Raw genomic sequence first — 24,750 nt, 5'->3', positions numbered from 1 at the left:
TTTAATTATTGTAATTTGAGAGGAGAATACAAATGGCGAATTTTTCACATTTAACAAAAGATCAATTAAAACAAAAATTATGGGAGGAAGTAGCTTTAAAAGCAGACTTAATTGCAAATGGAGTTGATATTTCTAAAGAGGCTTTGGCTAGTATAAAACTTGGTACGGAAATAAAAGAACAAGTACATTGTCTTTTTGAAATGGATTTTCAGGATCATGATTTTGAATTGCCTGCAGATTTCAATCTTCCATTGGGGATAAGTGTTTCTTTTAACTGGAATCCAGCAGCACTATATAAAATTGTTACTGAAAAAGGTAAATTTATTTTGATTAAAAATGGTAATAAGGTTTCAGATATAGAATTTCATAAGAGACCAGGATTTTATGGTAAGAAAACTTCTGATGGAAAAAACATGGAGAATATAGGTGTGTACAATCCTGATGGACATGTATTTGTTGTTTATAGTAATGAGTGTTCATATAAAGATAAGGGTGAAGATTGCCTATTTTGCAATATAAACCATACTAAAGATACTTATGCTGAAAAAGAAGGTACTGAGTGGAAAACTCCTGTTCAAATTGGAGAGGTTGTGGCAGAGGCTTATAAATCAGGAATCGCTAGGCATGTAACTATAACTGGTGGAGTAATACCAGAACGTAGGGAGCTTGAATACTATCTTGATGTAGCAGATGAAATCAAGAATCATACAGGTTTAGAGGATTTTAATGGAACAGCTACAGTTGCAGCCCCTTTGGATCTTTCGAATATTGATAGATTAAAAGAAGCAGGTTATCGTACTACATCTATGAATCTAGAAATTTGGGATAAAAATATTTATAAGACTATTTGTCCAGGAAAAGCTAATGGTAGTGGTGGTTGGGATCATTGGGTTGAAGCTTTAGAGCATGCTATAAAAGTTTTTGGTTACGGCAGAGTGCGTTCAACCTTTGTTACAGGTATTGAGCCTAAGAATAGGACACTTGAAGGATTTGAATATTTAATATCAAAAGGAGTTGTAGCTATAGCATCCCTTTGGATACCGAATCCTGGTTCAGTACTTGAAGGTCATCGTACACCTGAATCAGCTTGGCATTTAGATTTAGCTGAAAAGAATGTTAATCTATGGAAGAAAAATGGAATAACTTATGATCAGATTTTTGATGCTAATGCCGGATCAGATGCATTGCAGCATGATATTTATCGTATTCAAGATGAAACACTTCCTGTTTTTAACTTACAGAATAGTTTAGTATAAATATATAAATTAAATATTATTTTGGGGGTATGTATAAATGGCAATTGATAAAAATTTTATAAAGGAATATTTAAATAGTACAAAATATATAACTTTAGCTACAGTAGATGGTGAAAATGCTCCTGCATTAAGAGTTTTGGGTGCTTTTGGTGTAGATGGTTATGAGACTTATTTTTCAACTGTTGAGGGAGCTGCAAAAGTTGAACAAATTAAACATAATTCAAATGTTTCAGTTTTTTTTCAGCATGAAAATCAAGAATTAGCATCCTTTATTAATATTACAATAAAAGGTAAAGCTGAAAAGGTAACAGATGAAGTAGAACTTAAAAAATCCATTGAGGTAATAGGTAATAGAAATTCTAGATTTAAAGAAAGAATTGAAAAAGATGGCTTAGGTAGCAATATAATAATACGTGTAAATCCATCGGAGTTAAAAATATTGGACTTTAAGAAAACTCCAGGAGAGAATCGTGTTGAAGTTATCTCTTTGTTAGATGAAAATTATTAATAATATATGAAGTATTTAATTATAAATATACTTTTATAATTAAAAAAGAAATTAGTGTAATATTATGACATATGGAATAATTTATTTATAAATAAATTACAACAATAACATAAATAACAAAAATATTAATAGTAAGACTGTACAGTAATATCTTTCTTTTAACACAATAATGACTTATATGAGAATAATAGGGAATTAAATATATCTATTTAGTTGACTAGTTGGACTAGAGGCTAAGGTTTGCTTTTTGTTAGTAAAGGGTTGAACTTTAGCCTTTGCTTTTCATATGGGAGTGGGACTCCAACGTTTTGTGGATAAATATTCACATGATTTATATAGTATGCAGCAGGCATGAGGATATTAATTGTTCATATATTTTAGTGTTTTCTTCTTCAAAAAGTATTTCATTGAAGTATATCCGATTTGATGAAAGGCTGGGCAACGTCCTTGGATACGAGATTAGATATAACATTAAATTATTAATAAATATAATTCAAAATGAGGTGTTAAAATGGCATTACTAAATGAAAATGATTCATACAATTATCTCCCAAAAATAAAAACAACAGTTGAAAATATTAAGAAAGAACTTCTTGAAGAAGTAAAATTAAAAATAGGTGTTTTTGTAGAAGGTATAAGTTTTGATCCTAATGATATTAAAAAGTTTCCCATAGGTACAGAATATCAGGAACAAATCCATATATTGTTTGATATGGATAAAGCTCATCATTCAGGTTTTCTTCTTCCATCAAATTTTTATCTTCCACATGGAGTCTTTGCAGCTTTTAGATGGGATCCTAATTCTAGATATAGATTAGTAGAAGAAGATGGCAAGCCGGTTTTGTATAAAGATAAAACTAGGCTAACTGAAATAAATTTTTATAAGAGACCTAAACTTCTTGGTTATAATACAAGAAATGGAGAAGCTTTTGGCCATATTGCTAATTTTAATCCAGAAGGTTCAGTTAATGTATGCTATAGTAATGAATGTGCTTTAAAAGATACTGGTGATGATTGCTTGTTTTGCAATATAAATTCAACTGCTGGTGCTTATAAATCAGAAAATATATTTATTAAAACACCTGAACAGGTCGGAGAAGTAGTAGCTGCAGCATATAAAGAGGGTGCAGGGAATCATGTTAATGTAACAGGTGGATTTATTCCAGAGCGAAGAGAAATAGATTATTATGCAGATGTAGCTGTAGAAATAAGAGAGCAGACTGGGCTTGATGATTTTAATGGTACCGCTGTAATTGGAGCACCTTTGGATTTTGGAGTTATAGAAAAATATAAAGAGGCAGGATACAGGACTATAGCAATGAATCTTGAAATATGGGATAAGAATTTTTATAAAACAATATGCCCTGGAAAGGAAAAAACTTGTGGTGGAAGAGACCACTGGATTGAGGCCCTTGAATATGCTGCTCAAGTTTTTGGAAGAGGAAATGTTAGATCAAATCTTGTTGCAGGTATAGAGCCTAAGCAATCCATACTGGAAGGAGTAGAATACTTAGCTGAAAAAGGAGTATTATGCTATGCTAATGCATGGTGCCCAAATCCAGGTTCAACATTGGAAGGACATCGTACACCTGAAACTGAATGGCATTTTGATCTTCAAAGGAAAGTTGCTGATATATTTATAAAAAATGGATATAAAGTAGATCAGCTTTATAATGGTGCTGGAAACAGCTCTTCTATACATGATATATTCCGCATAGAAACTGAATACTTTGATAAGGCATATCTTCCTCAGTACAAATTTAAGCAATTATAAAATGTTGGCTAGGAAAAGAGTTAACTTTGAAGAGAATGTTAAAATGGTACATCTTATATGTGCTGGAGGTATAAGACAAGAACTTGGTGTATATGAGGTTATTGATGATTGTGGAGGATCACTGTTAGGTTGGATGTCTCAAAATCCTTTTGTTAGGTTATATAGGGAAGATGTGGCACCTGTTGTATTAAAAAAGTCTCTGATTTATGTAAAATAATTTATATAAAAAATTATAGGAGGTCAATATGGGAACTTTAAAGGAAAAATTGTATGAAGAGTTAAAACTAAAATTAGCTTTAAGCGTTGAGGGTGTTACATATGATGTAGGTGTTTTTGATAGTCTGTTGGAGCGTAGTGAAGGTTTAAAGAAACTGAATTATTGCACTTTGGATAAGGATTTGTTAACAAAGAAAAGCTATAATATACCATACGGATTTATTTTGGATAATGGATTTGGCGTTGGACTTATCACTGATAAAAATTCTCCTTACAAAATTGTGGAAAATGATGGAGTGTTTAGTGTTAATTATATAGGAGAAAAGCTATCAGATATAACATTTCCAGAAACTCCTGAATTTTATTCGAAAAAAACAAAAGATGGCATAAGTATGAGAGATATTGCATCTGATTCAGCCATAGGAAGCGTTGATAAGAGTCTTGTTGTTGCTTATAGCACAGAATGTTCCGTTAAAGATAAAGGACAAACTTGCTTATTTTGTGTAATGAATGGAACAAAAGGACTAGATGGTGGAGAAGATAGGCCAGCTTGGAAATATCCACATCAAATTGCTGAAACTGTAAAAGCTGCCTATGATGAAGGGTATAAGCATTTAACAATTACGGGAGGCTTTGTACCAGAGCGTAGAGAAGTTGAGTATTATTTAGATGTAGCAGAAAGCATCAAGGAAGCCCTTGGAACAAATACCTTTAATGGAACAGCATGTATTGGGGCACCAATTGATTTATCAGTTATTGAAAAGTATAAGGAAGCAGGTTATAGTTCCATTGCGTTTAATACAGAAGTATGGGGTAAAAATTATTTTGATATTGTGTGCCCTGGAAAAGTAGAAGAATGTGGTGGCTATGATAATTGGATAAAAGCAATCGAATATGGAATTGAAGTATTTGGTAAGGGAAATGTAAGAAGTAATTTTGTAGTAGGCTTACAGCCAAAAGAAGTATTATTTGAAGGTATTGAATATTTAGCTTCTATAGGTGTTGTTACAGTTGCCTCTAGCTGGGTACCAGGTCTTGGATCTCCGCTTGAAGGACATCGCTCTCCTACTGTTGATTGGCATTGGGATGCTCAACTTAGGCACGCAGATATTTTAAAAAAATATGGACGTACCTACGAGGAAATATTTAATGCTACACCAGGTAGAACGTTAACACATGATATTTATCAAATAGAAGAAGAAAAATTATCTATTTTTAATAAAAAATAAGTAATTTTTAAAATTATTGTTCATAAAAAAAATTAGAGTCTGTCAATAATTTTGTGTAAACTGCCATAAGAAATTTTAAATTAGATGTTTTTATGAGAAACTAGGTTTGGTATTAGAAATATAAAAACCTAGTTTTTTATATTTATTATATATTTTTACAGTAAAGCATTATAGCTATGACTAGAAGATTATAGGTAAATTTAAAAAATTACAGTTTCAAGCCTATCACTAAAATATATAGATAATTGAGCTAGTATTTGAGCCCATCCACGTATAGATTGGGTCCACTTTTTGCTTATATCCATTGTTGCTAGATAAAGCATTTTAAGTAAAGCATCATCTGAAGGAAATACGCTTTTACTCTTGGTTACTTTTCTTAATTGTCTATTATAGCTTTCCATTGCATTGGTAGTATATATTATTTTTCGTATCTCTGGCGGGTATTTGAAGAATGTAGAAAGTTCTTCCCAATTAGCTTTCCATGAGCGGATAGCAATAAGATATTTATCTCCCCATTTTTCTTCAAATTTAGCTAGCTCCGCTAAGGCTGCATCTTCTGTTGCAGATGTATATACTAGTTTTAAATCTGCATTGAATGCTTTTAAATCTTTATAAGATACATATTTAGAAGAGTTTCTAATTTGATGTATTATGCATCTCTGAATCTCAGTACGAGGATAAATCGCTTTAATAGCTTCTTTAAATCCATTAAGACCATCAACACAAGCTATAAGTATATCATTAACCCCTCTATTTTTAAGTTCATTTAATACTAAGAGCCAGTATTTTGATGTTTCATTAGCTCCAATCCAAATTCCCAAAACTTCTTTAATACCATCTAAGTTTACTCCAATAACTGCGTAAGCAGCCTTGTTTATGACTCTATTATCCTGTTTAACTTTATAATGTATGGCATCCATAAAGATTATAGGATAAACGGCTTCTAATGGTCTATTTTGCCATTCTTTAGCTATAGGAGTAATTTTATCTGTTATACCAGATATTAGTGTAGGCGAAGCCTCAAAACCATATATGTTTTCTAAGTGAGTAGCAATATCTCTGGTAGTCATTCCTTTTGCATACATACCAATAACTTGATCTTCAATTCCAGATATATCTGTTTGATTTTTCTTAACAACCTCCGGTTCAAAACTACTGTTTCTATCTCTTGGTACATCAAGTTGAAATTCTCCAAGATCTGAAATTACCTTTTTAGAGCTTCGTCCATTTCTACTATTAGATGTATTTTTATTTTTGTAGTCATATTTAGAATATCCCAGATGGTCATCAAGCTCCGCTTCTAACATTTCTTTAAGCGTATCGGCGAATAGATCTTTCAATGTTTCTTGAACATCTTTTGCACTTGTAGGCTTTGTTTCCTTAATAAGTTGTTTAATAAGTTCCTTTCTTGAAAAAGACATAATCTGTGCACCCTCCATTTAATAAGAATAATTATATCATCTTTATGGAGTTTACACAGATTATTTTACACTCTCAAAAATTAGGGTATTATCAGCATCATTGGTGGTAATACCCTATAAATTTTCCTTTGCAACAATTAAAGAATTATAATTTAGCTAAAGGAAATATCTATATGATCAAAGTTTTGTAGCTATTTCCGCGGCAATAGAGAATATCTTTTCAACTACTGAATCTCCTTCTTCTTTTCTCCAAATTTCTCGAGAATCCCAACTTACACCGCCAAGACTGTCTAAGGCATATAGCAATTGACCCAATTTAACCCCTCTAAATTTTGCTACAGCGAGCAATGCAGAGCATTCCATTTCTACGGTAAGACATCCTTCGGCCTTTCTTCGCTCTACTTTTTTTACAGTTTCTCTAAATATTGCATCTGTTGTCCAAGTTTTGGTTTTTATGTAACGTACCTTTCTTTCTTCAAGTGCTCTAACTATAGTATCAATAACATCTTGTTCCATTTCAACTTCTCTAGATGGTGGTAAGTAGTGGTAGCTTGTACCTTCTTCTCTTACAGCTGTAACAGGGATTACTATGTTTCCAGCAGCAATTTCATGGTCTAAAACACCTGCTGAACCAAAAACAATTATTTTATCAACGCCTAGTGCAATTATTCTTTCTAATTTAATTACTGCAGCAGCTGCACCAACTGGTATTTGCAAAAAAGCAAATTCTTTTCCATATATTTCAGACTTAAAAATACTAGTTTCTTCAATTGGTGTTTTAATATATCCGATTTTTTTTACATTGTCTAGAGTTGAAAGCTTATCAATTAGTTTACTAGAGAAAGAAAATACACAACTACTAGGTATTTCCTCATCAAGAAAAACATTTTGTTGAGATGAAGGCTCGATAAATGCTTCTACAGTACTATCAAATTCATGTAATGGGTACTTGTCTTCCATATTATAATTTACCTCTTTCTCTTATTAATTAAAATAAGTTTTAATTAATCCTATAACTAAAAGCAGTAGCAATACTACTTGATTCATAGAACTAGTTAAGTCATTGCTTAGTAACTTTATAAAACAAATATGTTTTATATGAATTGATAGTAACTCCAAATATTCTAGATGTCAATATGCTAATATGAGAAAAGTTAAACTAAAAATTAAGAGGGCACTATAAATAACTATTATGGCGTTAGCGATATATTTATAGTTTATTGGAATACAAACGGCAAATTATAAAAACAATTTAGTACTGTTAAAGAGGAGCGGTCAACAAATTGATTTAAACTTGTATAAAATGAAAAAGTTATTAAAACATTTTTAGCAGTATATTGATTCCAAGGCATGTCGGCCAAAGTATATTGACATGATTCGATATATAAAATACAATATAGTAAACATATAAGAATGCTACAGTACATATAAGTTTTTTGGTTGACTAGGAAAACTAGAGACTAATATTTTATCCCTATTTAAATGGATAGATATTAGTCTTTTTATTTAATTAATTTTAGTCTAGACTGAACAATAAAATATAGTTGGAGGTTATTATTATGGGATTTGAAGGAAAAGTTGTTGTGATTACAGGTTCATCAAGCGGAATTGGAAGAGAAATTGCACTAGAGTTTGGTAAAGAAGGTGCTGTGGTAATAGTAAATGGAAGAAATGAAGCAGCAATTGAAAAAGTAGCAACTGAAATAAAAAATAATGGTGGAACAGCTTTGGGAATAAGAGCTGATGTTACACAAAAGGATGAAGTTGAAAATCTATTCCAAACTATAATTGAAAAATATGGAACAGTAGATGTATTAGTTAATAATGCCGGTGGTGGTGGCGATGCTAAAAAAGTAGAAGATATAACAGAAGACGAGTGGGATATTGTTGTAAATAGAAATTTAAAGAGCGTCTTTTTTTGTACACAAGCTGTTATAGGAATCTTAAAAAAGCAAAAGAAGGGTAGAATAATAAATATATCATCTCAAGCAGGTAGGGCTCTTACTATTTTAGCAGGTCCACATTATGCAAGTGCTAAGGCTGGTGTGATAAGTTTCACAAAACAAGTTGCAAAAGATTTAGCAAAGTATAATGTTACAGTAAATGCAGTAGCACCAGGAATAATAGCTAGCGGAGATAGGCTAGATAATTCATGGAATTCATTTTCAACGGAAGATAGGGATGGATTTTTAAATGATATACCTGTTGGAAGGCTTGGAACAAATAGTGAAGTTGCACATGTTGTCCTATTTTTAGCATCAGAAGAAGCTGGTTATATAGTCGGTGCTACTATTGATGTAAATGGTGGACGATGGATGCTGTAATGGATTAGTTATAAAAAGTGGAAGTAGAATCTATTTAATGTAGTAAATATATAAAAGGAACATTAATCTTTTATTTTTTAATGTATTGACAAGTTTTTATATGTAAAATATAATTAACATATGAAACATATAAGAATACTATTGAAATAGTATTTGTGTTATAGTTGACTAGGGAAACTAGAGGCTAATATCTAATCCTTATTTTTAAGGAGAGATATTAGTTTTTTTGTGTATAATTAATTTTATTTTAAATCTAGGTTGTATATCTAGGACTTTTAATCCAGAGTAAAGGAGATTTTAATGAATATAACATACTCAAGGCATGAAATACGCCGGGATATTATAAAACTAGCATGGCCAACAATAATAGAACAAGTATTGATTATGATGGTTGGTATAGTATCAACTATATTGGTGTCAAAGCTTGGAAAAGAATCCATTGCAGCAGTTGGAATGGTTAATAATTTAGTGAATTTTTCTCAAACTATTTTTGCTGGTCTTTCAATAGGTTCGACAATAATAATTGCTAGGGTTACTGGTGAAAGCGGTATTAAAAATGCAAAAGAAGTTTTAGTTCAATCATTATTTATGAGTGTATTTGTTGGAATATCTCTTACTTTTTTAGGAATTGTGTTTTCCAATGAGATAATAACTACTTTTTTTGGTGCTGCTGATTCTAAAGTAATAAGCTTAGTTGAGATTTATTATCATATTGTGCTTTTAGGAATGCCATTTGTAGTAATAGAGATGGTGATAGGTGGAGCTTTAAGAGGAATTGGGGATACGAGGACGCCTATGTATGTTGTTTTATTTGAAAATTTAATGAATGTGTTATTAAGTGTAGTCCTAATTTATGGAGTAAACTATAATGAAGTATTTTATTTAAATCCTTTAGGTGTAAAAGGTGCTGCAATAGCTGCTACTACTGCAAGAATTATTGGTGGCATAGTAATAGTGTATTTTTTATTTAGAAAAAAGTCTAAAATAAATCTTATTAAATTTGGTAAATTTAAAATTAATTTTAAAATAATAAAAAGAATAATAAGAGTTGGAATTCCTGCGTGTATAGAAAACTTAATTATGAATGGCGGGTTTTTAATGCAGCAAATACTTGTTGTAGCCATGGGTACTGTTGAAGTAGCTGCTTTTCAGATCGGAGGAAGTATACATTCCTTGGCTTTTTTACCATTGTTAGGCCTTGGTTTAACAACAACTACTACTGTTGGTCAAAGTTTGGGCAGTAAAGATTTAAAAAAAGCAGAAGCTTATGCTTATGAGAATATAAAGATAGCAATCTTTACTGGACTATGCTCTACAATGATAGAATTTTTTGGAGGATTTTTGTTTGCAAGATTATATTCTTCAGATTTACAAGTTATAAATACAAGTATTATTGTAATTAGAGGTTTTGCTTTGGTTTCATCATTTCTAGGAGTTGAAAAGGTTGGTTCAGCTATATTAAGATGTTCAGGTGACATTAAATATGTGATATTTTCATCAGTTGCGGGATTGTGGACATTTAGACTTATAGTGGCAGCTATTTTGATTAGATTTTTAAATCTTGGTCTCTATGGGTTAATGATAGGTATTTTTTTGGATTACAGTATTAGAGCAGTTATGTATATTTTTAGAATAAAAGCTGGTAGATGGAAATGTTTAAAAGTCTAATTAGAAGGGTAAATCTAATAAGAAATTAATTGATAATGTGAATTAATAATTGATAATTATATAATTAGTGAAATTTAATATATAAGGAGAGGATTTCTATGAGTTTAAAAGATAAAATAAGAATTATTGAAGATTTTCCAAAGAAAGGTATAAGTTTTAAAGATATTTCAACCTTAATTGGAGATGGAGAAGCATTTAAATATACAGTTGAAGAAATTGTAAGCCATTTGAAAGATAAAAAAATTGACGCTATAGCGGGGCCTGAGGCAAGAGGTTTTTTATTTGGTGCCTCAGTAGCAAGTAGTCTTGGGGTGGGGTTCATACCTGTAAGAAAAAAGGGTAAGTTATCACCAGAGACACTACAAATAGAGTATGAATTAGAATATGGAAAGGATATACTTGAAATTCATAAGGATGCAGTGAAACCTGGACAGAGAATAGCTATAGTAGATGATTTATTAGCTACAGGGGGAACAATTGATGCAGTTGCAAAATTAGTTGAGTTAGCTGGAGGAGAAGTTTCATCTTTAGCTTTTGTAATTGAACTTACTGAACTTAATGGAAAAGCTAAACTTGAGAAATATGATGTCTTTTCCTTAGTTAAGTATGATATTTGATCAATAGAATTTCTAAAACAAATATTTAAAAAGTGAAGGAGAAAAATAAGTATGGAAGAAAGAATTAATGCCGAAATGTTTTTAGAACATTTAGCCTCTAGGCAAGGAGTGACAATAAATGATTACAAAATTGCTCCAGTAGTTATTGGTTCATGGGATCATAACCTAATAAAAAATATTGCAGAAGATTTTGAATTAGAACCATTGCCAAATTGGACAAAAAATAGTACTGTTTACAACTGGAAAACTAATGAACAGGATATAACTTTTATTACTTTACCAGTAGGTGCACCGTCTGCTGTTAGTACTCTTGAGCAACTTATTGCACGTGGTGCAAAAGTCTTTATAGGAATTGGTTTCGCAGGTAGTTTACAACCTTCAGTACCTGTTGGAAGTATAGTAATTGCAAATAATTGTATTCGTGAAGAGGGAACCTCTTATCATTATATAAAAGATGATTCTGAAGGATTACCAAGTGAAAGACTGTTAGATCGTTTACAAAAAGCCTTTGATAATGAAGGGATTGCTTCAATAACTGGAGGTATTTGGACCACAGATGCAATTTATAGAGAGTTAAAAAGTAAAGTTGAGGATTATGGGGAAAGAGGAATTCTTGGTGTGGAAATGGAGACCTCAGCACTATATGTTGTAGGAAAATATAGAGGAATTGATGTGTGTAATGTATTAGCAATTAGTGATGAGTTATGGAGTGACTGGAATCCACAATTTGGTTCTGAAAAATTAAACAATACTATAGAAACTGTTAAAAAAGGATTGCTGAATAATATAAATCTGTTTGCAGAATTAGCTGATAAGCTAGAAGATGAAGGTGCTACTGCTTAAACAAAATAATTGTTTACTCCAGTTGAATAAAAGTACTAGAGGCTGAGTTTTACAATTAAAATGTAAAACTCAGCTTTTTTAATTAATTGAGTATATTAAAGTTAAATTGTTAGTGGGATTGATGCTGATATAAATATAAAATTTAGATATAAAAGAAGCATTAATACAATAAGGGAGATATTAAAATGAGTAATTTAAAATCATGGAGTGTAGATGTTAGTAAACTTACGAAATCTGAGTTGAAGAGTAAGCTATGGGGGGAATTAAAAATTAAAGCAGATCTACAAACTCAAGGTGTGTCTATTTCTAAAGAGGCTAGTGAAGACGGAGAAAGGCTATATACACATTTAGGAAGTAGCAATATTAAAGGGGGACGTAATCGTGATGTCAATAAGAAAGATTGGTTACCTTCAAGGTTTTTCTTACCTTATGGACTTCAGACAGGATTCATATGAAACAAAAATTCACTTTATAGAATAGAATTAGAAAATGGAAAGCATATACTTAATTATAATGGAAACAAGCTTTTTGAAGTTAGATATCCAGAACTTACAAAGTATGAAGATACTCTTTCATTTGATGGTACTCCTTTATGCCTTATTGGTAACGCGTCAGATTATGACAAACATGTTATATTTACTTACAGTAATGAATGTTCCTACAAAGAAAGAGATGAGGATTGCTTGTTTTGCAACATAAATTATGATAAGGAGTTATATACTGAAGCTTATGCTGAAAAGTATGGTCCTCATTGGAGAAATCCAAAACAGATAGCCGAAGCAGTAAAAGCAGCTTTTGATGAGGGAATTGCAGACCATCTTACAATTACAGGCGGTGTAATAGCTGAACGTAGAGAATTAGAATATTACGTTGATGCTGCTGATGCTATAAAGGAAGCTTTAGGTGTTGAGGAATTTAATGGTACTGCAACAGTAGCAGCACCTCTTGATCTTAATAATATTAATAAGTTTAAGGAAGCTGGATTTAGAACTACCGCATTAAATTTAGAACTATGGGATAAAGATTTTTACAGAGCTGTTTGTCCTGGAAAAGCTAATGGAAGTGGTGGTTGGGATCATTGGGTAAAAGCACTAGAATATGCAGTAGGAGTATTTGGTTGGGGACGCGTCCGCTCAAATTTTGTAGCTGGAATAGAGCCTAAATCTAAAACTATAGATGGATTTGAATATCTTGGTTCTAAGGGTATTGTATTCTCTTTTAATATATGGGCACCTAACGTAGGGTCAGCTTTTGAAGGACACAGAAGCCCAGAAACATCATGGTATGTAGATTTGTCAGAAAAAGCTGCAGCCATTTGGAAAAAGAATGGTTTTACATATGATCAGATTCATGATGCTACAGCTGGTGATTATAGATTACCGAATGACATATATCGTATTGAAAATGAAATATTTCTAATTTATGAAGAGGCAATTCAATAAAAAAATTTAAATAAGAATTATTTAAGTAGTAATTCTAATAAAGAGGATTGTTTTTAAAAATACTAGAATTCAAGTATAATTATGTTTAAATTTTAGTATTTTCTTGTTTTGGATCATTTTTATAAGTACAATCTTCTTAAATGGTGGTTTGTACTTATAAAATTCTATATTAAAATTTTTTTAGTTATATATTGACAAACGTATTAATAAGTTATTTTTTTATATAAAACATATACGAATGCTATGAATTGGTTGACCAGAAAAACTGGAGGCTAAGTTTTGTTATAGAAGATAAAACTTGGTCTTTTTTTATTTGTAAAATTTTAAGTATTACAGAGGAAAAAATGTGAATTATAATAGATAAATAGAAAATGATATCTGTTAAAAGGGAGGAATGATAAACTAACTACTACTTCTAATGTTAATGTAAGTTTGTTGGAAGTAGGATATAAAGTGATACAAATATGTTGAAGATAGTTCTTGAATTTCTAAATAGTTGTTAACATGAAATAATTAATAAGTGATAGGAGAATGTAGCTTTATGAAAAAAATAATTAGTATTATGGCATTAATTACTTTAATTGCATTTTTTATAGTTGGTTGCGGAAATGTGAATAGTAGTGGAACATCTAACAATCAAACTAGTAATCAAAAAGAAAATAAGCCAAAAGAAATAAAAATTGGATATCAACCTGGATTAAACCATGCTTTATTAATTGTAGCTAAACAAAAAGGATGGTTTCAAGATGAATTTAAAAAGGATGGAATTAATGTACAATTTCAGAGTTTTGTATCTGGTCCACCTATGATTGAAGCTTTTGCTGGAAAAAGGTTAGATATTGGGCAAGTTGGAGATCAACCAGCTATTCAGGCAAAAGCAAATAATATTGATATTAAAGCTATAGGAGTATATTCATCTGGCTATTTGAGTAGTTTAATTGTACCAAAAGATTCGACAATAAATTCAGTAAAGGATATAAAGGGCAAGAAAGTTGGAGTTACTGTCGGCTCTACAGCACATATACTTTTAATTAAATTTCTTGAGTCAGTTGGATTAACTACTAATGACATAAATTTAGTTAATTTACAGCCGGCTGATATAAAAACTTCACTGGCATCTAAGGATATAGATGCAGCAGTAACTTGGGAACCATTTGTTTCTAATTCTATAGTAGATGGAACTGCTCGCTCAATAGCAGATGGTAAAAATTTAAGAATTGATAGTAATTTAATAATTGCTACAAGCTCTTTTGCTAAGCAATATCCTGATATAGTAAAACGAATATTAAAGGTGTATGAAAAGGCACAAAAATGGATTGAAAGTAATCCAGAAGAGGCTAAACAAATTGTTGCTGACGATATTAAAATGCAAAAAAATGTATTGGATGTAGCATTTCCAAGAGGAAATTATAATATTAAATTCACAGATGAGATTATAAACTCAGTTAAAGAAACGGCTACTGTTTTGAGAAAAAATAATACAATACGAAAAGATGTAGATATTAATGACCTTATAGACGAAAGTTATTTAAAAAGTATTGGTGTACAGTAAAGTTAGCTAATATTAAAAGAATTCTATCTAAATAGAGAAGGTGGTTATAACGAATAATCTACATATTGTCAATAGAATACCCACCATAGAAGAATTCGTCAATATACGAAAAGAAACTGGCTGGGAGACATATGATTTAAAAGCAGCTGAGGTAAGTTTGAAAAATTCCCTTTTTAGTGTTTGTGCAGATTATAATGAAAAAATAGTTGGTTATGGAAGAATAGTTGGAGACAAAGGGATGTATTTTTATATTCAAAATATGATTGTACTTCCCAAATTTCAAGGAAAGGGAGTAGGAAAACTTATAATGAGGGAATTAATGAAGTATATAGACAATAATTGTCCTAGAGGTTCCTTTATAGGATTAATGGCTTCAAGAGGGAAAGAAGAATTTTATGAAAAATTCAATTTTATAACAAGACCAGAAGGAAAATATGGGGCAGGCATGTTTATACTTAAACATTAAATTAGTGTATTACTAATAGGCGGTATATATTTATGAGCAAATATGTATTTAGAATTAGTTGGCAATAATTATTGGAGACTAAGTTTTGTAGAAATATAAAACTTGGTCTTTTCATTGAGTACAAAAAATAATAGTATGATTGGGAAGGTGATTATTAATGCATAAACTTATTTCTTTGATAAAGTTGTCTCCAAAATACTTGCATAAATTAGAGTTACTTGCACCTAATTGGAAAGTAATTAATGGTGAAGAAAGTTCCATTTATATGTCGCATTTAGAAGATGCCGAAGTTATTGTCGGATGGAATAAAGATGCTGAAAAAGTTTGTTTTAAAGATAACTCATCGCTGAATTGGATACATTCATGGGGTGCAGGGGTGAATAATATACCATTAGAAAAATTGAAGCAACAAAATATTATTCTCACTAATAGTAGTGGAGTACATGCTTTCCCTATTTCAGAAACAGTATTTTCTATGATACTTATGTTTACACGACGTATACATCTTTATCTTAGAAATCAGTTAAAAGAGGAATGGAAACATGAAAATAATTTGCCAGAGGTACATGGAAAGACCATTGGAATTATAGGTGTTGGAGCAATTGGAGAAGAAAATGCAAAATTAGGAAAGGCTTTTGGAATGAAAGTTTTAGGACTTCGCCGTTCAGGAAAATCTTTATTAAATGTTGACAAAATGTTTGACATGAAGGGATTAAATGAGCTAATTAGTGAAAGTGATTATATAGTTAATACATTACCATTAACAAAAGAAACATATAAACTAATTGGATTAGAACAGTTTAGAAAAATGAAGAGAAATTCCTTTTACGTAAATATTGGCAGAGGAGAAACCACTGATTCAGAAGCATTAATTAAAGCATTAGAAGAAAATTTAATTGCTGGAGCTGGATTAGATGTATTCGATCAAGAGCCTCTTCCTAAAGAGAGTCCTTTATGGAAATTTGAAAATGTAATAATTACTCCTCATAATTCTGGTGCAACATATAATTATGAAGAAAGGACCATGGATATATTCATAAAAAATTTTAAATCTTATTTAAATGGTGAAAAACTTAGAATTAATGTGGTTGATTTAGATAAACAATATTAAAAATATAAAATAATATAAGTAGTATAGTATTAATTTTAATTCGATATTTGAAAATGCTTTTGCCTGCCAGCCAGTATGTGGACCAGCAAGATCATGTCTGCAGCTTGGTAAATACGCTGCGGAAATTGGATGCTTTAAAAATGGAATAGCTCTTCCACTTAATGAAAAAACTATAGCGAATTATTTTTCAGAAAGTGGATATGAAGTAGGATATGTAGGAAAATGGCATCTTGCATCTACAACAGGTGAATTTAATTATAGGACAACAGCAATACCTCCAGAGAGAAGAGGGGGTTATATTAATTGATATTCCTTCAACGTTACTTGCATGTGCTGATATAAAAAAGCCAGATGATATGCAAGGAAAACCACTTCAACAACTAGTAGAAGGAAATAATGAAAATTGGCCAAAGGAGATATTTGTCCAAATAAGTGAATCACAGGTAGGACGAGCCATAAGGACAAAAATATGGAAGTACTCTGTTCGTGCAGAAGGAAAAAATGGATCTAAAGATGCATCAAGTAATTGTTATACAGAAGATTTTTTATATGATCTTGAAAATGATTATAATGAAAAAAATAATCTTATAAAAAATCCATTATATGCTGAGGTTAGAAAACAACTTGCTGATATATTAAAACTTAGAATGAAAGAAGCAAATGAAAAAGAGCCTAAAATTGTATCAGCACTTTAAAATGTAAAATAAGGAGAGAAAGCTGGAATAGAATATGAACGTAGTTATTTTAATGTCTGATGAACATAATCCTTTTTTTTCATCAACTTATGGGCATTCTTTTATAAAGACACCAAATATGGATATAAAGGCAGAGAACGGTACATTATTTAAAAATGCATACTGTCCTTCGCCACTTTGCATGCCAAGCAGATCTGCATTTATTACAGGAAAAAGAACTCATGAATTACAAACATACAGTAATTGTAATGTATAGATTGATGATAGTGCCACAACCTATGGAGCTGATTTATCAAAACAGGGTGTATATACTGCCTATATAGGAAAAACAGATGTTCATGCGCCAAGTAGTAAGCTGGGATTTGATGAGATGATATTACCAGGGGATCGTGAAATCCCTGGGGATACTAATTTTATACGCAGACCTCTTAAAATACGTGAGGATGCAGATAAAAGGGCTGGTAATTATGGCCCGAAGGGAAATCCTTATGTAAAAGATACAAGTTGCATTGATGCAGCAGTTGAGATGAAGAAAGTGAAATTAAATTTTTTAGTATTGACAAATACATCAATAAGTTATATATTTATATGAAACACATATGTATACTAAGAATTAGTTGACTGGAAAAACTGGAGACTAAGTTTATTTTTAAAAATAAGCTTAGTCTTTTTATTTATTAAATTTTAAATTTTGTAAATAAAAAGATATAAATCACGAAAAAGGTGTAATTAGTAAGTACACTACTATTCTAATATTAGTGCATTTTTAGTAGAAGCAATACATAGAGTAGTACAAATCAGATATGATTCTAACAATACAAGGGAGGAATTAAAAAATGCCTAATCAAAAATTAGAATTAAAAAACAAATTGTACAAAGAAGTAGAGTTAAAAAATGCATTGGCAGTTGAAGGAATTAGATTTGATCCAAATATTTTTAAAGAAGATCTGAAAAATAACAAGAATTTATCACAATCTCATAACTGTATGGATTTTTCATTAGATAATACAGAAAAATATGAAGTACCTTTAGGTTTTCGTCTTGAAAATGGATTTGGGGTATTTTTAAATAAAAGTAGTAAATCACCTTATTATATAGAAAAAGAAGAAGATGGTTTTTATATTTTAAAAGAGGGTGTAAAATTATCAAAATTAAGCTTTCTTAAACCACCTGAAATTTTTTCACAAAAAACTTCTGATGGTGTACTAATGAAAACTATATCTATGGCATCTGGGGACTTTAAATATGGTGATAGACAGATGGTAATTGCATATAGTAACGAATGTGCCTTAAAGGATAAAGGATTAGATTGTTTATTTTGTAATATAAATGCCACAAAAGATAGATTTGGAGAAAAGGAAGGTATTAAGTGGAAATATCCAAGGCAAATAGCTGAAACAGTTAAGGCAGCCTATGATGAAGGACTAGACCATGTAACTATTACTGGTGGCTTTATACCAGAAAGAAGAGAAGTTGATTACTACTTGGATACGGCAGAAAGTATTAAGAAGCCTTAGGAAGACAGGATTTTAATGGTACAGCATGTATTGGAGCACCAGCTGATTTATCAGTTATTGAAAAATATAAAGAGGCCGGTTTTAGTACAATAGCTTTTAATATGGAAGTTTGGAATAAAAAGTTTTTTGATGCAATATGCCCAGGAAAGGGTGATGCAGCATGCGGCGGTGGCCATGAGCATTGGGTTGAAGCAATAAAGTATGCAATAGAGGTATTTGGCTTTGGAAATGTTAGGAGTAATTTTGTAGCAGGACTTGAACCAAAGGAATATTTACTGGAGGGAATTGATTATCTTTCCTCATTGGGAGTAGTGGCTACAGCATCAAGTTGGGTCCCTAATATTGGTTCTAAGTTTGAAGGACATCGTACGCCAACGCCTGAATGGCATTGGGATGTAGTTAAAAGAGTAACAAATATATTGAGAAAGAATGGGATTACTTACGAACAATTATATAAAGCTACTCCAACTACATTCATTATACATGATTTGTATCGCATAGAGGATGAATTATTACCGATTTTTCAAAAACAGATAGTGCTTAATTAATATATAAAATTTTCTCGGATATTTAATTTTAAAATGTATTTAAAACAAGTAATGAAAAAAGATAATTAATAAAAATTTTATAAAGCATTAGAATATGAAGCTGATTTAGATAAAGAAGGTATAAATCATTATAATTAATTAAATTTAATGATAGAAATTTTTATTTTAGTATTGACAAATTCATAAATAAGTTATATGTTTATATAAAACATATATGAATACTAAGAATTAGTTGACCAGAAAAACTGGAGGCTAAGTTTTATTTTACTAAGATAAAACTTGGCCTTTTTTATTTATTAAATTTAAAACCTTATAAAGAAAGGAATATGAATTATGGCAAAGAAAACAAAACATATAGCTATCTATGGAAAAGGAGGCATTGGTAAATCAACTACTACTTCCAATATCAGTGCAGCTTTAGCAGAAGCAGGCTATAGAGTAATACAAATTGGATGTGATCCTAAAAGTGATTCCACTAATACTCTAAGAGGAGGAAATTATTTACCTACTGTATTAGACAGTCTAAGGGAAAGTAATCATGTAAAATTAGAAGATATTTCTGTAGTTGGCTTTGGTGGGGTGTTATGTATTGAAGCAGGGGGACCAGTGCCAGGAGTAGGATGTGCAGGAAGAGGAATAAATGCGGCAGTTTCTCTACTTCAAGAACTAAATGTATTTGAAAAGTATGAAGCAGATTATGTGTTATATGACGTTTTAGGAGATGTAGTATGCGGAGGCTTTGCAGTACCAATAAGAGATGGTATAACTGATAGGGCATATGTAGTAAGTTCTTCAGATTTTATGGCAATCTATGCTGCTAATAATCTTTTTAAAGCAATAAATAAATATGCTCCTTCAGGAGGAGCAAAACTTGGAGGAGTTATTGCAAATGGTTTAACTGCAACTTATTCAGAATCATTAGTAAATGATTTTGCATCACGAACAGGAACAAAAGTAGTAGGATATGTCCCACGTTCTTTAGTAGTTTCTCAAAGTGAATTATATGGAAAGACTGTAATTGAAGCAAATCCTGAATCGGAACATGCAGACATTTATAGAAACTTAGCAAAGTTTATAGCAAATGATGAAGACTTAAATGTTCCAAATCCATTAAATGTTACAGAATTAAGAGATTGGGCAAGAAATTGGGGAGATAAAATATTTAAATTAGAGTCTGGCGAGGTAAGTGGAGCAGAAGCAATATAATATTTATATATAAATATGGTATAAAAGAGAGTTAATGAGAGGGTAAATATATATTTAATTTAAAAATGGAAGGTGATTTAAAATGGGAAGATTATTTACATCAGAATCAGTTACTGAAGGGCATCCAGATAAAATTGCAGATCAAATATCTGACTCAATACTAGATGCAATAATTGAAAAGGATCCTAATGGTAGAGTTGCTGTAGAAACTACAGTTACTACAGGTTTAGTTTTACTAGTAGGGGAAATATCTACAAGTGCTTATGTAGATATTCCTAAAATAGCTAGAAAAACTATTGATGAAATAGGATATAATCGTGCAAAATATGGTTTTGATGCTAGTACTCTTGCAGTATTAACATCAATAGATGAGCAATCCGCTGATATAGCCTTAGGAGTAGATGAAGCTTTAGAATCAAAATTAGGAGAAAAAGATGAGATTGAAGCTATAGGTGCTGGAGATCAAGGAATGGTTTTTGGTTTTGCTACTACTGAAACACCAGAATATTTACCAACACCAATAGCATTAGCCCATAAACTTTCAAGAAGACTATCAGAGGTTAGAAAAAATGGTACACTTAAATATTTAAGACCAGATGGTAAAACTCAAGTGACTATTGAATATGATGAAAATGATAAACCTGTTCATGTAGATACTATAGTAGTTTCAACACAACATAGTCCAGATGTTACCTTAGAACAAATAAAAGAAGATATTATTGAACATGTAATAAAAGCTGTAGTACCAGAAAATTCGTTGGATGACAAAACAAAATATTTTATAAATCCAACAGGAAGATTCATAATAGGAGGTCCACAAGGTGACTCTGGATTAACAGGTAGAAAAATCATAGTAGATACATATGGTGGCTACGGAAGACATGGTGGCGGTGCATTCTCAGGAAAAGATCCAACAAAGGTAGACAGATCAGGAGCTTATGCTGGAAGATGGGTTGCAAAGAATTTAGTAGCAGCGGGAGTTGCAGAAAAGTTAGAAATAGAAATAGCATATGCAATTGGAGTTGCAAGACCAGTGTCAATTACTGTAGATACTTTTGGAACAGGAAAGATTCTAGAAGAAAAGATAGTAGAAATAGTTGGAAAAGTATTTGATTTGAGACCTGCAGCTATTATAAGAGATCTTGATTTGAGAAGACCAATATACAAACAAACTGCAGCTTATGGGCATTTTGGAAGAACTGATGTAGATTTGCCATGGGAGAGACTTGATAAGGTAGAGGAAATAAAAAAATATTTATAAACCAATTATTCAAATAAGCCTAATGAAAATAATATCAATATAGTTAGTGTTAAATGTAATGAAGGGAAGAAGTATATTAAGTAAAATTTTTAGAGAGAAGTTCTCAAAGGCTGAGAGGAACTTTAAATAGAGCTTAATGGGAGTGCATCCTGGAGCGCTGGATTGAATTATAGTAGATTTAAGCAGGTACGCCTGTTATAGCGTAAAAGTATTGTTGTACTTTATATGAGATACTATGTTTTATTTATGCATGGTAATCAGAGTGGAATCGCGGAAAAAGTCTGCCTCTGTTTAAGGGGAAAGGCTTTTTTTGCTTATAATTTAAAATAAAAGGATAAAAGGGGTAGAAAAAGATGAAAAATAAAAAACTATCATTAATAGCAGTATTTATAGTAGGAATAATGTTAATAGTTACAGGTTGCGGAAATAGTGGTGCAAAATCCTCTGCTGATAATAACAGTACTAGTGGAAGTCAAAAGCCAATACCTGTAAGATTTGGTGTAGATGCAAGTGCATTTTCTATAGAATTTCAGGTAGCAAATGCAAAGAGTTATTTTACTAAAAATGGAATACAACCACAATTAGTTAATTTTTCTTATGGTATTGATACTATAAATGCAGCTTTGGCAGATCAGGTTGATGTAGGATTAGCAGCAGATTTTGCGGCTCTTTCAAGATTTAACAGTGGAGATTTAAGACTTTTAAGCTTCCTTAATACTGGTAAAGCTGAGAATACCAAGTATGTAGCACGTGATGGTATAACTTCTCCAGAACAGTTAAAGGGAAAATCTATTGGAGTTGCGAGGGCTACCGTAGGTGAGTATGCTCTAGCTAGATATTTAGAAAAATATAATATAAAATCAAATGAAGTTAAAATACAAGGTTTTACATCAACTGCTGAAGAAATAGCAGCATTTGAAAGAGGAGATATCAAAGGAGGATTTTTTGGTGGAGTTGATCTTGACAAAGTGGTACAAACTCCAGGGGCTAAGGTTATAGGAACTCAAGCCGATATACCTTTTCAATCACGTGGTTTCTTAATAGTAAAGGATAAACTTTTAAAGGAAAAACCAGAAGCAGCTAAAAAGATAATATTGGCTTTAGATGAAGCTGCAAAATTTATAAATGCAAATCCAGAAGCAGCAGCTGAAATTGATGCTAATGTAATCCATGCACCTAAGGATGGAGTATTAAGATCATTAAAAGATTCTACTCAAGATATCCGTTTGAATGATGATGATGTTAAACAATTGCAAGATGTTTATGATTATGCTACAAAGAACAATTTAATTAAGGGTGGTTTTAATTTAAAAGATAAAATAGTAACAGACCCATTGAAGCAGGCCCTTCCATCAAAGCTCACGTATAATCCTGATAATTTTAAATAGAGTTTTATACCATAAATTTTATACAAGGGGGATATGATAAAATGTCAAGAGAAAATTCCATAGTAATTGAGCATTTAAATAAAAGTTATAATGAATCATCAAAAAATGAGTCTAAATATGTTTTAGAGGATATTAATCTTAATTTAGATGGTGGACAGTTCTTTATTCTGCTAGGACCAAGCGGTTGTGGTAAATCAACATTATTAAATATAATTGCGGGATTTATAGAAAAAACTGATGGGAATGTATTAATTAGCAATAAGAAAGTTAATAAACCAGGTAGAGAAAGAGCAGTAGTATTTCAGCATCCAGATGCTTCACTTTTTTCTTGGCTTAATGTTAAAGAAAATGTGGAATTTGGTTTAAAAATGAAAAAAATAAGTAAAGAAGAGAGAAGTAAGATATCTAGTAAATATATAGAGCTGGTTGGATTATCTGGTCATGAAAAAAAATTTCCACATGAGCTTTCAGGTGGTATGAAACAGAGAGTTCAATTGGCAAGAGTATTGGCAAATGATCCACAAATATTATTGATGGATGAGCCCTTTGGAGCCTTAGATGCACAGACTAGACGTATTATGCAGAAGGAATTAGTTAGAATATGGCTTGACACCCAAAAAACCGTTATTTTTGTTACACATGATATTCAGGAAGCCCTTGTATTAGGACAAAAAATAGGTATTATGTCAAAGTCTCCTTCTGCAAGTATTTATAAAATTTATGATGTTGATTTTCCTTATCCAAGAAATGTGACAAGTACTAAATTTAATGAGCAGTATAGAAATCTTTTAGCTGAATTTGAAGATGAACCAAAACATGAACAATTAAACACAGAAAAGAGTAATTATTATCAACCAAAAGTAAGTGTATTGTAATAGGGGGTTAAATAAATGAAATATTTTGGTAAATTGCTTAAATTAGGGATTATATCTTGGATTTTTATAATTGCAGTATGGGAAATTGCCTCACTTTTTTCCAGACCTGATTTCTTACCAGGACCTCTAGCAGTTATAACAGGCGCAAATGAGTTGGTTAAGGACGGAACTTTGTTTAAATTTATTTTTATAAGTTTTCGTAGGGTACTTACTGGATGGGTATTGGGAAGTCTCATAGGTGTACCAATTGGTTTGCTAATTGGAAAGATAAAAGCTGTGAAGTCTTTTGTAGAACCTATTCTAAATTTCTTTAGATTCGTGCCTGCAATTGGTTTTATAACATTGTTTATACTATGGTTTGGTATTGGAGAAGCAGGAAAAATTGTTTTAATAATGTATGCAACTACCTTTATTGTTATGTTAAATACGTCAGTAGGAGTAGCTAATATTCAGGAGGAAAAGATAAGAGCAGCTAGGTGCTTAGGAGCATCAGAAAGCCAAATATTATTTAATGTGATAATACCTGCTTCTGTTCCTCATGTTTTTACAGGTGTAAGATTGGCTATGGGTAATTCATTTGCGGCTATTGTAGGAGCTGAAATGCTTGCTGCAAATGAGGGAATAGGTTATCTTATATGGACTGCAAGATTGTATTTTAAAACTGAGTGGGTATTTATTGGATTAATTTCATTAGGATTAATGGGCTTTTTTACAGATAAGGTCTTAGGAGTTGTAGCAGGAGTAGTTTTTAAAAATTACGGAATTACCAGAAAAGGTGGTTTGAAAAGAGCTGCTTAGTGGATAAAAGAAAATTTATATATTAAACAAAAGGA

24 protein-coding genes and 2 pseudogenes are annotated in these 24,750 nt (G+C 31.3%); 24 read left to right on the top strand and 2 right to left on the bottom strand.

The window, feature by feature from the left end:
* Window positions 1–32: 32 nt before the first annotated feature.
* From CLOPA_RS19645 to CLOPA_RS19630, 5 genes are all read left to right on the top strand, one after another.
* Window positions 33–1,256: a radical SAM protein gene (locus CLOPA_RS19645; protein ID WP_015617172.1), complete on the top strand. Its 1,224-nt coding sequence runs from the start codon at window positions 33–35 to the stop codon at window positions 1,254–1,256.
* 37 nt (window positions 1,257–1,293) lie between these two features.
* The gene (locus CLOPA_RS19640; RefSeq protein ID WP_015617171.1) at window positions 1,294–1,764 is read left to right on the top strand and encodes a pyridoxamine 5'-phosphate oxidase family protein; all 471 of its coding nucleotides are present in this window, start codon (window positions 1,294–1,296) and stop codon (window positions 1,762–1,764) included.
* Between the two features lie 511 nt (window positions 1,765–2,275).
* Window positions 2,276–3,538, top strand: coding sequence for a radical SAM protein (locus CLOPA_RS19635; RefSeq protein WP_015617170.1), 1,263 nt, complete (start codon window positions 2,276–2,278; stop codon window positions 3,536–3,538).
* A 1-nt stretch (window position 3,539) separates the two neighbouring features.
* A complete protein-coding gene (locus CLOPA_RS25355) occupies window positions 3,540–3,755 on the top strand; it encodes a hypothetical protein (protein ID WP_155241947.1) in 216 nt (71 codons plus the stop codon).
* 28 nt (window positions 3,756–3,783) lie between these two features.
* Entirely contained in the window at window positions 3,784–4,983 is a 1,200-nt protein-coding gene (locus CLOPA_RS19630) for a radical SAM protein (RefSeq protein ID WP_015617168.1), read from the top strand.
* A gap of 200 nt (window positions 4,984–5,183) precedes the next feature.
* Here CLOPA_RS19630 and CLOPA_RS19625 read toward each other — a convergent pair whose 3' ends face one another.
* The gene (locus tag CLOPA_RS19625; protein WP_015614553.1) at window positions 5,184–6,404 is read right to left on the bottom strand and encodes an IS256 family transposase; all 1,221 of its coding nucleotides are present in this window, start codon (window positions 6,402–6,404) and stop codon (window positions 5,184–5,186) included.
* Between the two features lie 177 nt (window positions 6,405–6,581).
* A complete protein-coding gene (locus tag CLOPA_RS19620) occupies window positions 6,582–7,364 on the bottom strand; it encodes a nucleoside phosphorylase (RefSeq protein ID WP_015617167.1) in 783 nt (260 codons plus the stop codon).
* Between the two features lie 599 nt (window positions 7,365–7,963).
* Here CLOPA_RS19620 and CLOPA_RS19615 point away from each other — a divergent pair.
* The 19 genes and pseudogenes from CLOPA_RS19615 (at window position 7,964) to CLOPA_RS19535 (ending at window position 24,715) form a co-directional block, all read left to right on the top strand.
* Entirely contained in the window at window positions 7,964–8,728 is a 765-nt protein-coding gene (locus CLOPA_RS19615) for an SDR family NAD(P)-dependent oxidoreductase (protein ID WP_015617166.1), read from the top strand.
* Window positions 8,729–9,028: 300 nt separating this feature from the next.
* Window positions 9,029–10,396, top strand: coding sequence for an MATE family efflux transporter (locus CLOPA_RS19610; protein WP_015617165.1), 1,368 nt, complete (start codon window positions 9,029–9,031; stop codon window positions 10,394–10,396).
* A 98-nt stretch (window positions 10,397–10,494) separates the two neighbouring features.
* Window positions 10,495–11,013 (top strand): adenine phosphoribosyltransferase, encoded by a 519-nt coding sequence (locus CLOPA_RS19605; RefSeq protein WP_015617164.1) that lies wholly within the window; start codon window positions 10,495–10,497, stop codon window positions 11,011–11,013.
* Between the two features lie 51 nt (window positions 11,014–11,064).
* Window positions 11,065–11,856, top strand: coding sequence for a nucleoside phosphorylase (locus CLOPA_RS19600; protein ID WP_015617163.1), 792 nt, complete (start codon window positions 11,065–11,067; stop codon window positions 11,854–11,856).
* A gap of 185 nt (window positions 11,857–12,041) precedes the next feature.
* Window positions 12,042–12,311, top strand: a complete 270-nt coding sequence (locus CLOPA_RS25820) for a hypothetical protein (RefSeq protein WP_207637889.1) — start codon at window positions 12,042–12,044, stop codon at window positions 12,309–12,311.
* 12 nt (window positions 12,312–12,323) lie between these two features.
* Window positions 12,324–13,298 (top strand): annotated as a pseudogene (locus CLOPA_RS25815) (radical SAM protein); the annotation flags it as partial.
* A 541-nt stretch (window positions 13,299–13,839) separates the two neighbouring features.
* On the top strand, window positions 13,840–14,850 hold the full coding sequence (locus CLOPA_RS19590; RefSeq protein WP_015617162.1) for an ABC transporter substrate-binding protein: 1,011 nt from the start codon (window positions 13,840–13,842) through the stop codon (window positions 14,848–14,850).
* Window positions 14,851–14,890: 40 nt separating this feature from the next.
* Window positions 14,891–15,316: a GNAT family N-acetyltransferase gene (locus tag CLOPA_RS19585; protein ID WP_015617161.1), complete on the top strand. Its 426-nt coding sequence runs from the start codon at window positions 14,891–14,893 to the stop codon at window positions 15,314–15,316.
* Window positions 15,317–15,473: 157 nt separating this feature from the next.
* A complete protein-coding gene (locus CLOPA_RS19580; RefSeq protein ID WP_015617160.1) occupies window positions 15,474–16,427 on the top strand; it encodes a D-2-hydroxyacid dehydrogenase in 954 nt (317 codons plus the stop codon).
* A gap of 28 nt (window positions 16,428–16,455) precedes the next feature.
* Window positions 16,456–16,734, top strand: a complete 279-nt coding sequence (locus CLOPA_RS26880) for a sulfatase-like hydrolase/transferase (RefSeq protein WP_080648395.1) — start codon at window positions 16,456–16,458, stop codon at window positions 16,732–16,734.
* Window positions 16,673–17,122, top strand: coding sequence for a sulfatase/phosphatase domain-containing protein (locus CLOPA_RS19575; protein WP_155241946.1), 450 nt, complete (start codon window positions 16,673–16,675; stop codon window positions 17,120–17,122). Before CLOPA_RS26880 ends, CLOPA_RS19575 begins: the two co-directional genes overlap by 62 nt.
* A gap of 34 nt (window positions 17,123–17,156) precedes the next feature.
* The gene (locus tag CLOPA_RS19570; protein ID WP_015617159.1) at window positions 17,157–17,378 is read left to right on the top strand and encodes a sulfatase-like hydrolase/transferase; all 222 of its coding nucleotides are present in this window, start codon (window positions 17,157–17,159) and stop codon (window positions 17,376–17,378) included.
* 114 nt (window positions 17,379–17,492) lie between these two features.
* On the top strand, window positions 17,493–17,714 hold the full coding sequence (locus CLOPA_RS19565; RefSeq protein ID WP_015617158.1) for a hypothetical protein: 222 nt from the start codon (window positions 17,493–17,495) through the stop codon (window positions 17,712–17,714).
* 244 nt (window positions 17,715–17,958) lie between these two features.
* A pseudogene (locus CLOPA_RS26875) lies at window positions 17,959–19,187 on the top strand (radical SAM protein).
* A gap of 333 nt (window positions 19,188–19,520) precedes the next feature.
* A complete protein-coding gene (locus tag CLOPA_RS19555) occupies window positions 19,521–20,393 on the top strand; it encodes an AAA family ATPase (RefSeq protein WP_015617157.1) in 873 nt (290 codons plus the stop codon).
* 82 nt (window positions 20,394–20,475) lie between these two features.
* Window positions 20,476–21,654: a methionine adenosyltransferase gene (gene metK / locus CLOPA_RS19550; protein ID WP_015617156.1), complete on the top strand. Its 1,179-nt coding sequence runs from the start codon at window positions 20,476–20,478 to the stop codon at window positions 21,652–21,654.
* Window positions 21,655–22,007: 353 nt separating this feature from the next.
* Window positions 22,008–23,042, top strand: a complete 1,035-nt coding sequence (locus tag CLOPA_RS19545) for an ABC transporter substrate-binding protein (RefSeq protein WP_015617155.1) — start codon at window positions 22,008–22,010, stop codon at window positions 23,040–23,042.
* 41 nt (window positions 23,043–23,083) lie between these two features.
* Window positions 23,084–23,917: an ABC transporter ATP-binding protein gene (locus CLOPA_RS19540; protein WP_015617154.1), complete on the top strand. Its 834-nt coding sequence runs from the start codon at window positions 23,084–23,086 to the stop codon at window positions 23,915–23,917.
* Window positions 23,918–23,932: 15 nt separating this feature from the next.
* Window positions 23,933–24,715, top strand: coding sequence for an ABC transporter permease (locus CLOPA_RS19535; protein ID WP_015617153.1), 783 nt, complete (start codon window positions 23,933–23,935; stop codon window positions 24,713–24,715).
* The last annotated feature ends 35 nt before the right edge of the window (window positions 24,716–24,750 follow it).

The organism is Clostridium pasteurianum BC1, from assembly GCF_000389635.1.
GTDB classification, from domain to species: Bacteria; Bacillota; Clostridia; order Clostridiales; family Clostridiaceae; genus Clostridium_I; species Clostridium_I pasteurianum_A.
The sequence above is the reverse complement of the archived record's forward strand: the minus strand, read 5'-3'. Positions and strand labels throughout refer to the sequence as shown.

Bases quoted from the DNA above. Each gene is read 5' to 3' on its own strand.
- CLOPA_RS19645 (WP_015617172.1), top strand. From the start codon at position 33: ATGGCGAATTTTTCACATTTAACAAAAGATCAATTAAAACAAAAATTA.
- CLOPA_RS19640 (WP_015617171.1), top strand. From the start codon at position 1,294: ATGGCAATTGATAAAAATTTTATAAAGGAATATTTAAATAGTACAAAA.
- CLOPA_RS19635 (WP_015617170.1), top strand. From the start codon at position 2,276: ATGGCATTACTAAATGAAAATGATTCATACAATTATCTCCCAAAAATA.
- CLOPA_RS25355 (WP_155241947.1), top strand. From the start codon at position 3,540: ATGTTGGCTAGGAAAAGAGTTAACTTTGAAGAGAATGTTAAAATGGTA.
- CLOPA_RS19630 (WP_015617168.1), top strand. From the start codon at position 3,784: ATGGGAACTTTAAAGGAAAAATTGTATGAAGAGTTAAAACTAAAATTA.
- CLOPA_RS19625 (WP_015614553.1), bottom strand. From the start codon at position 6,404: ATGTCTTTTTCAAGAAAGGAACTTATTAAACAACTTATTAAGGAAACA.
- CLOPA_RS19620 (WP_015617167.1), bottom strand. From the start codon at position 7,364: ATGGAAGACAAGTACCCATTACATGAATTTGATAGTACTGTAGAAGCA.
- CLOPA_RS19615 (WP_015617166.1), top strand. From the start codon at position 7,964: ATGGGATTTGAAGGAAAAGTTGTTGTGATTACAGGTTCATCAAGCGGA.
- CLOPA_RS19610 (WP_015617165.1), top strand. From the start codon at position 9,029: ATGAATATAACATACTCAAGGCATGAAATACGCCGGGATATTATAAAA.
- CLOPA_RS19605 (WP_015617164.1), top strand. From the start codon at position 10,495: ATGAGTTTAAAAGATAAAATAAGAATTATTGAAGATTTTCCAAAGAAA.
- CLOPA_RS19600 (WP_015617163.1), top strand. From the start codon at position 11,065: ATGGAAGAAAGAATTAATGCCGAAATGTTTTTAGAACATTTAGCCTCT.
- CLOPA_RS25820 (WP_207637889.1), top strand. From the start codon at position 12,042: ATGAGTAATTTAAAATCATGGAGTGTAGATGTTAGTAAACTTACGAAA.
- CLOPA_RS19590 (WP_015617162.1), top strand. From the start codon at position 13,840: ATGAAAAAAATAATTAGTATTATGGCATTAATTACTTTAATTGCATTT.
- CLOPA_RS19580 (WP_015617160.1), top strand. From the start codon at position 15,474: ATGCATAAACTTATTTCTTTGATAAAGTTGTCTCCAAAATACTTGCAT.
- CLOPA_RS19570 (WP_015617159.1), top strand. From the start codon at position 17,157: ATGAACGTAGTTATTTTAATGTCTGATGAACATAATCCTTTTTTTTCA.
- CLOPA_RS19565 (WP_015617158.1), top strand. From the start codon at position 17,493: ATGATATTACCAGGGGATCGTGAAATCCCTGGGGATACTAATTTTATA.
- CLOPA_RS19555 (WP_015617157.1), top strand. From the start codon at position 19,521: ATGGCAAAGAAAACAAAACATATAGCTATCTATGGAAAAGGAGGCATT.
- metK (WP_015617156.1), top strand. From the start codon at position 20,476: ATGGGAAGATTATTTACATCAGAATCAGTTACTGAAGGGCATCCAGAT.
- CLOPA_RS19545 (WP_015617155.1), top strand. From the start codon at position 22,008: ATGAAAAATAAAAAACTATCATTAATAGCAGTATTTATAGTAGGAATA.
- CLOPA_RS19540 (WP_015617154.1), top strand. From the start codon at position 23,084: ATGTCAAGAGAAAATTCCATAGTAATTGAGCATTTAAATAAAAGTTAT.
- CLOPA_RS19535 (WP_015617153.1), top strand. From the start codon at position 23,933: ATGAAATATTTTGGTAAATTGCTTAAATTAGGGATTATATCTTGGATT.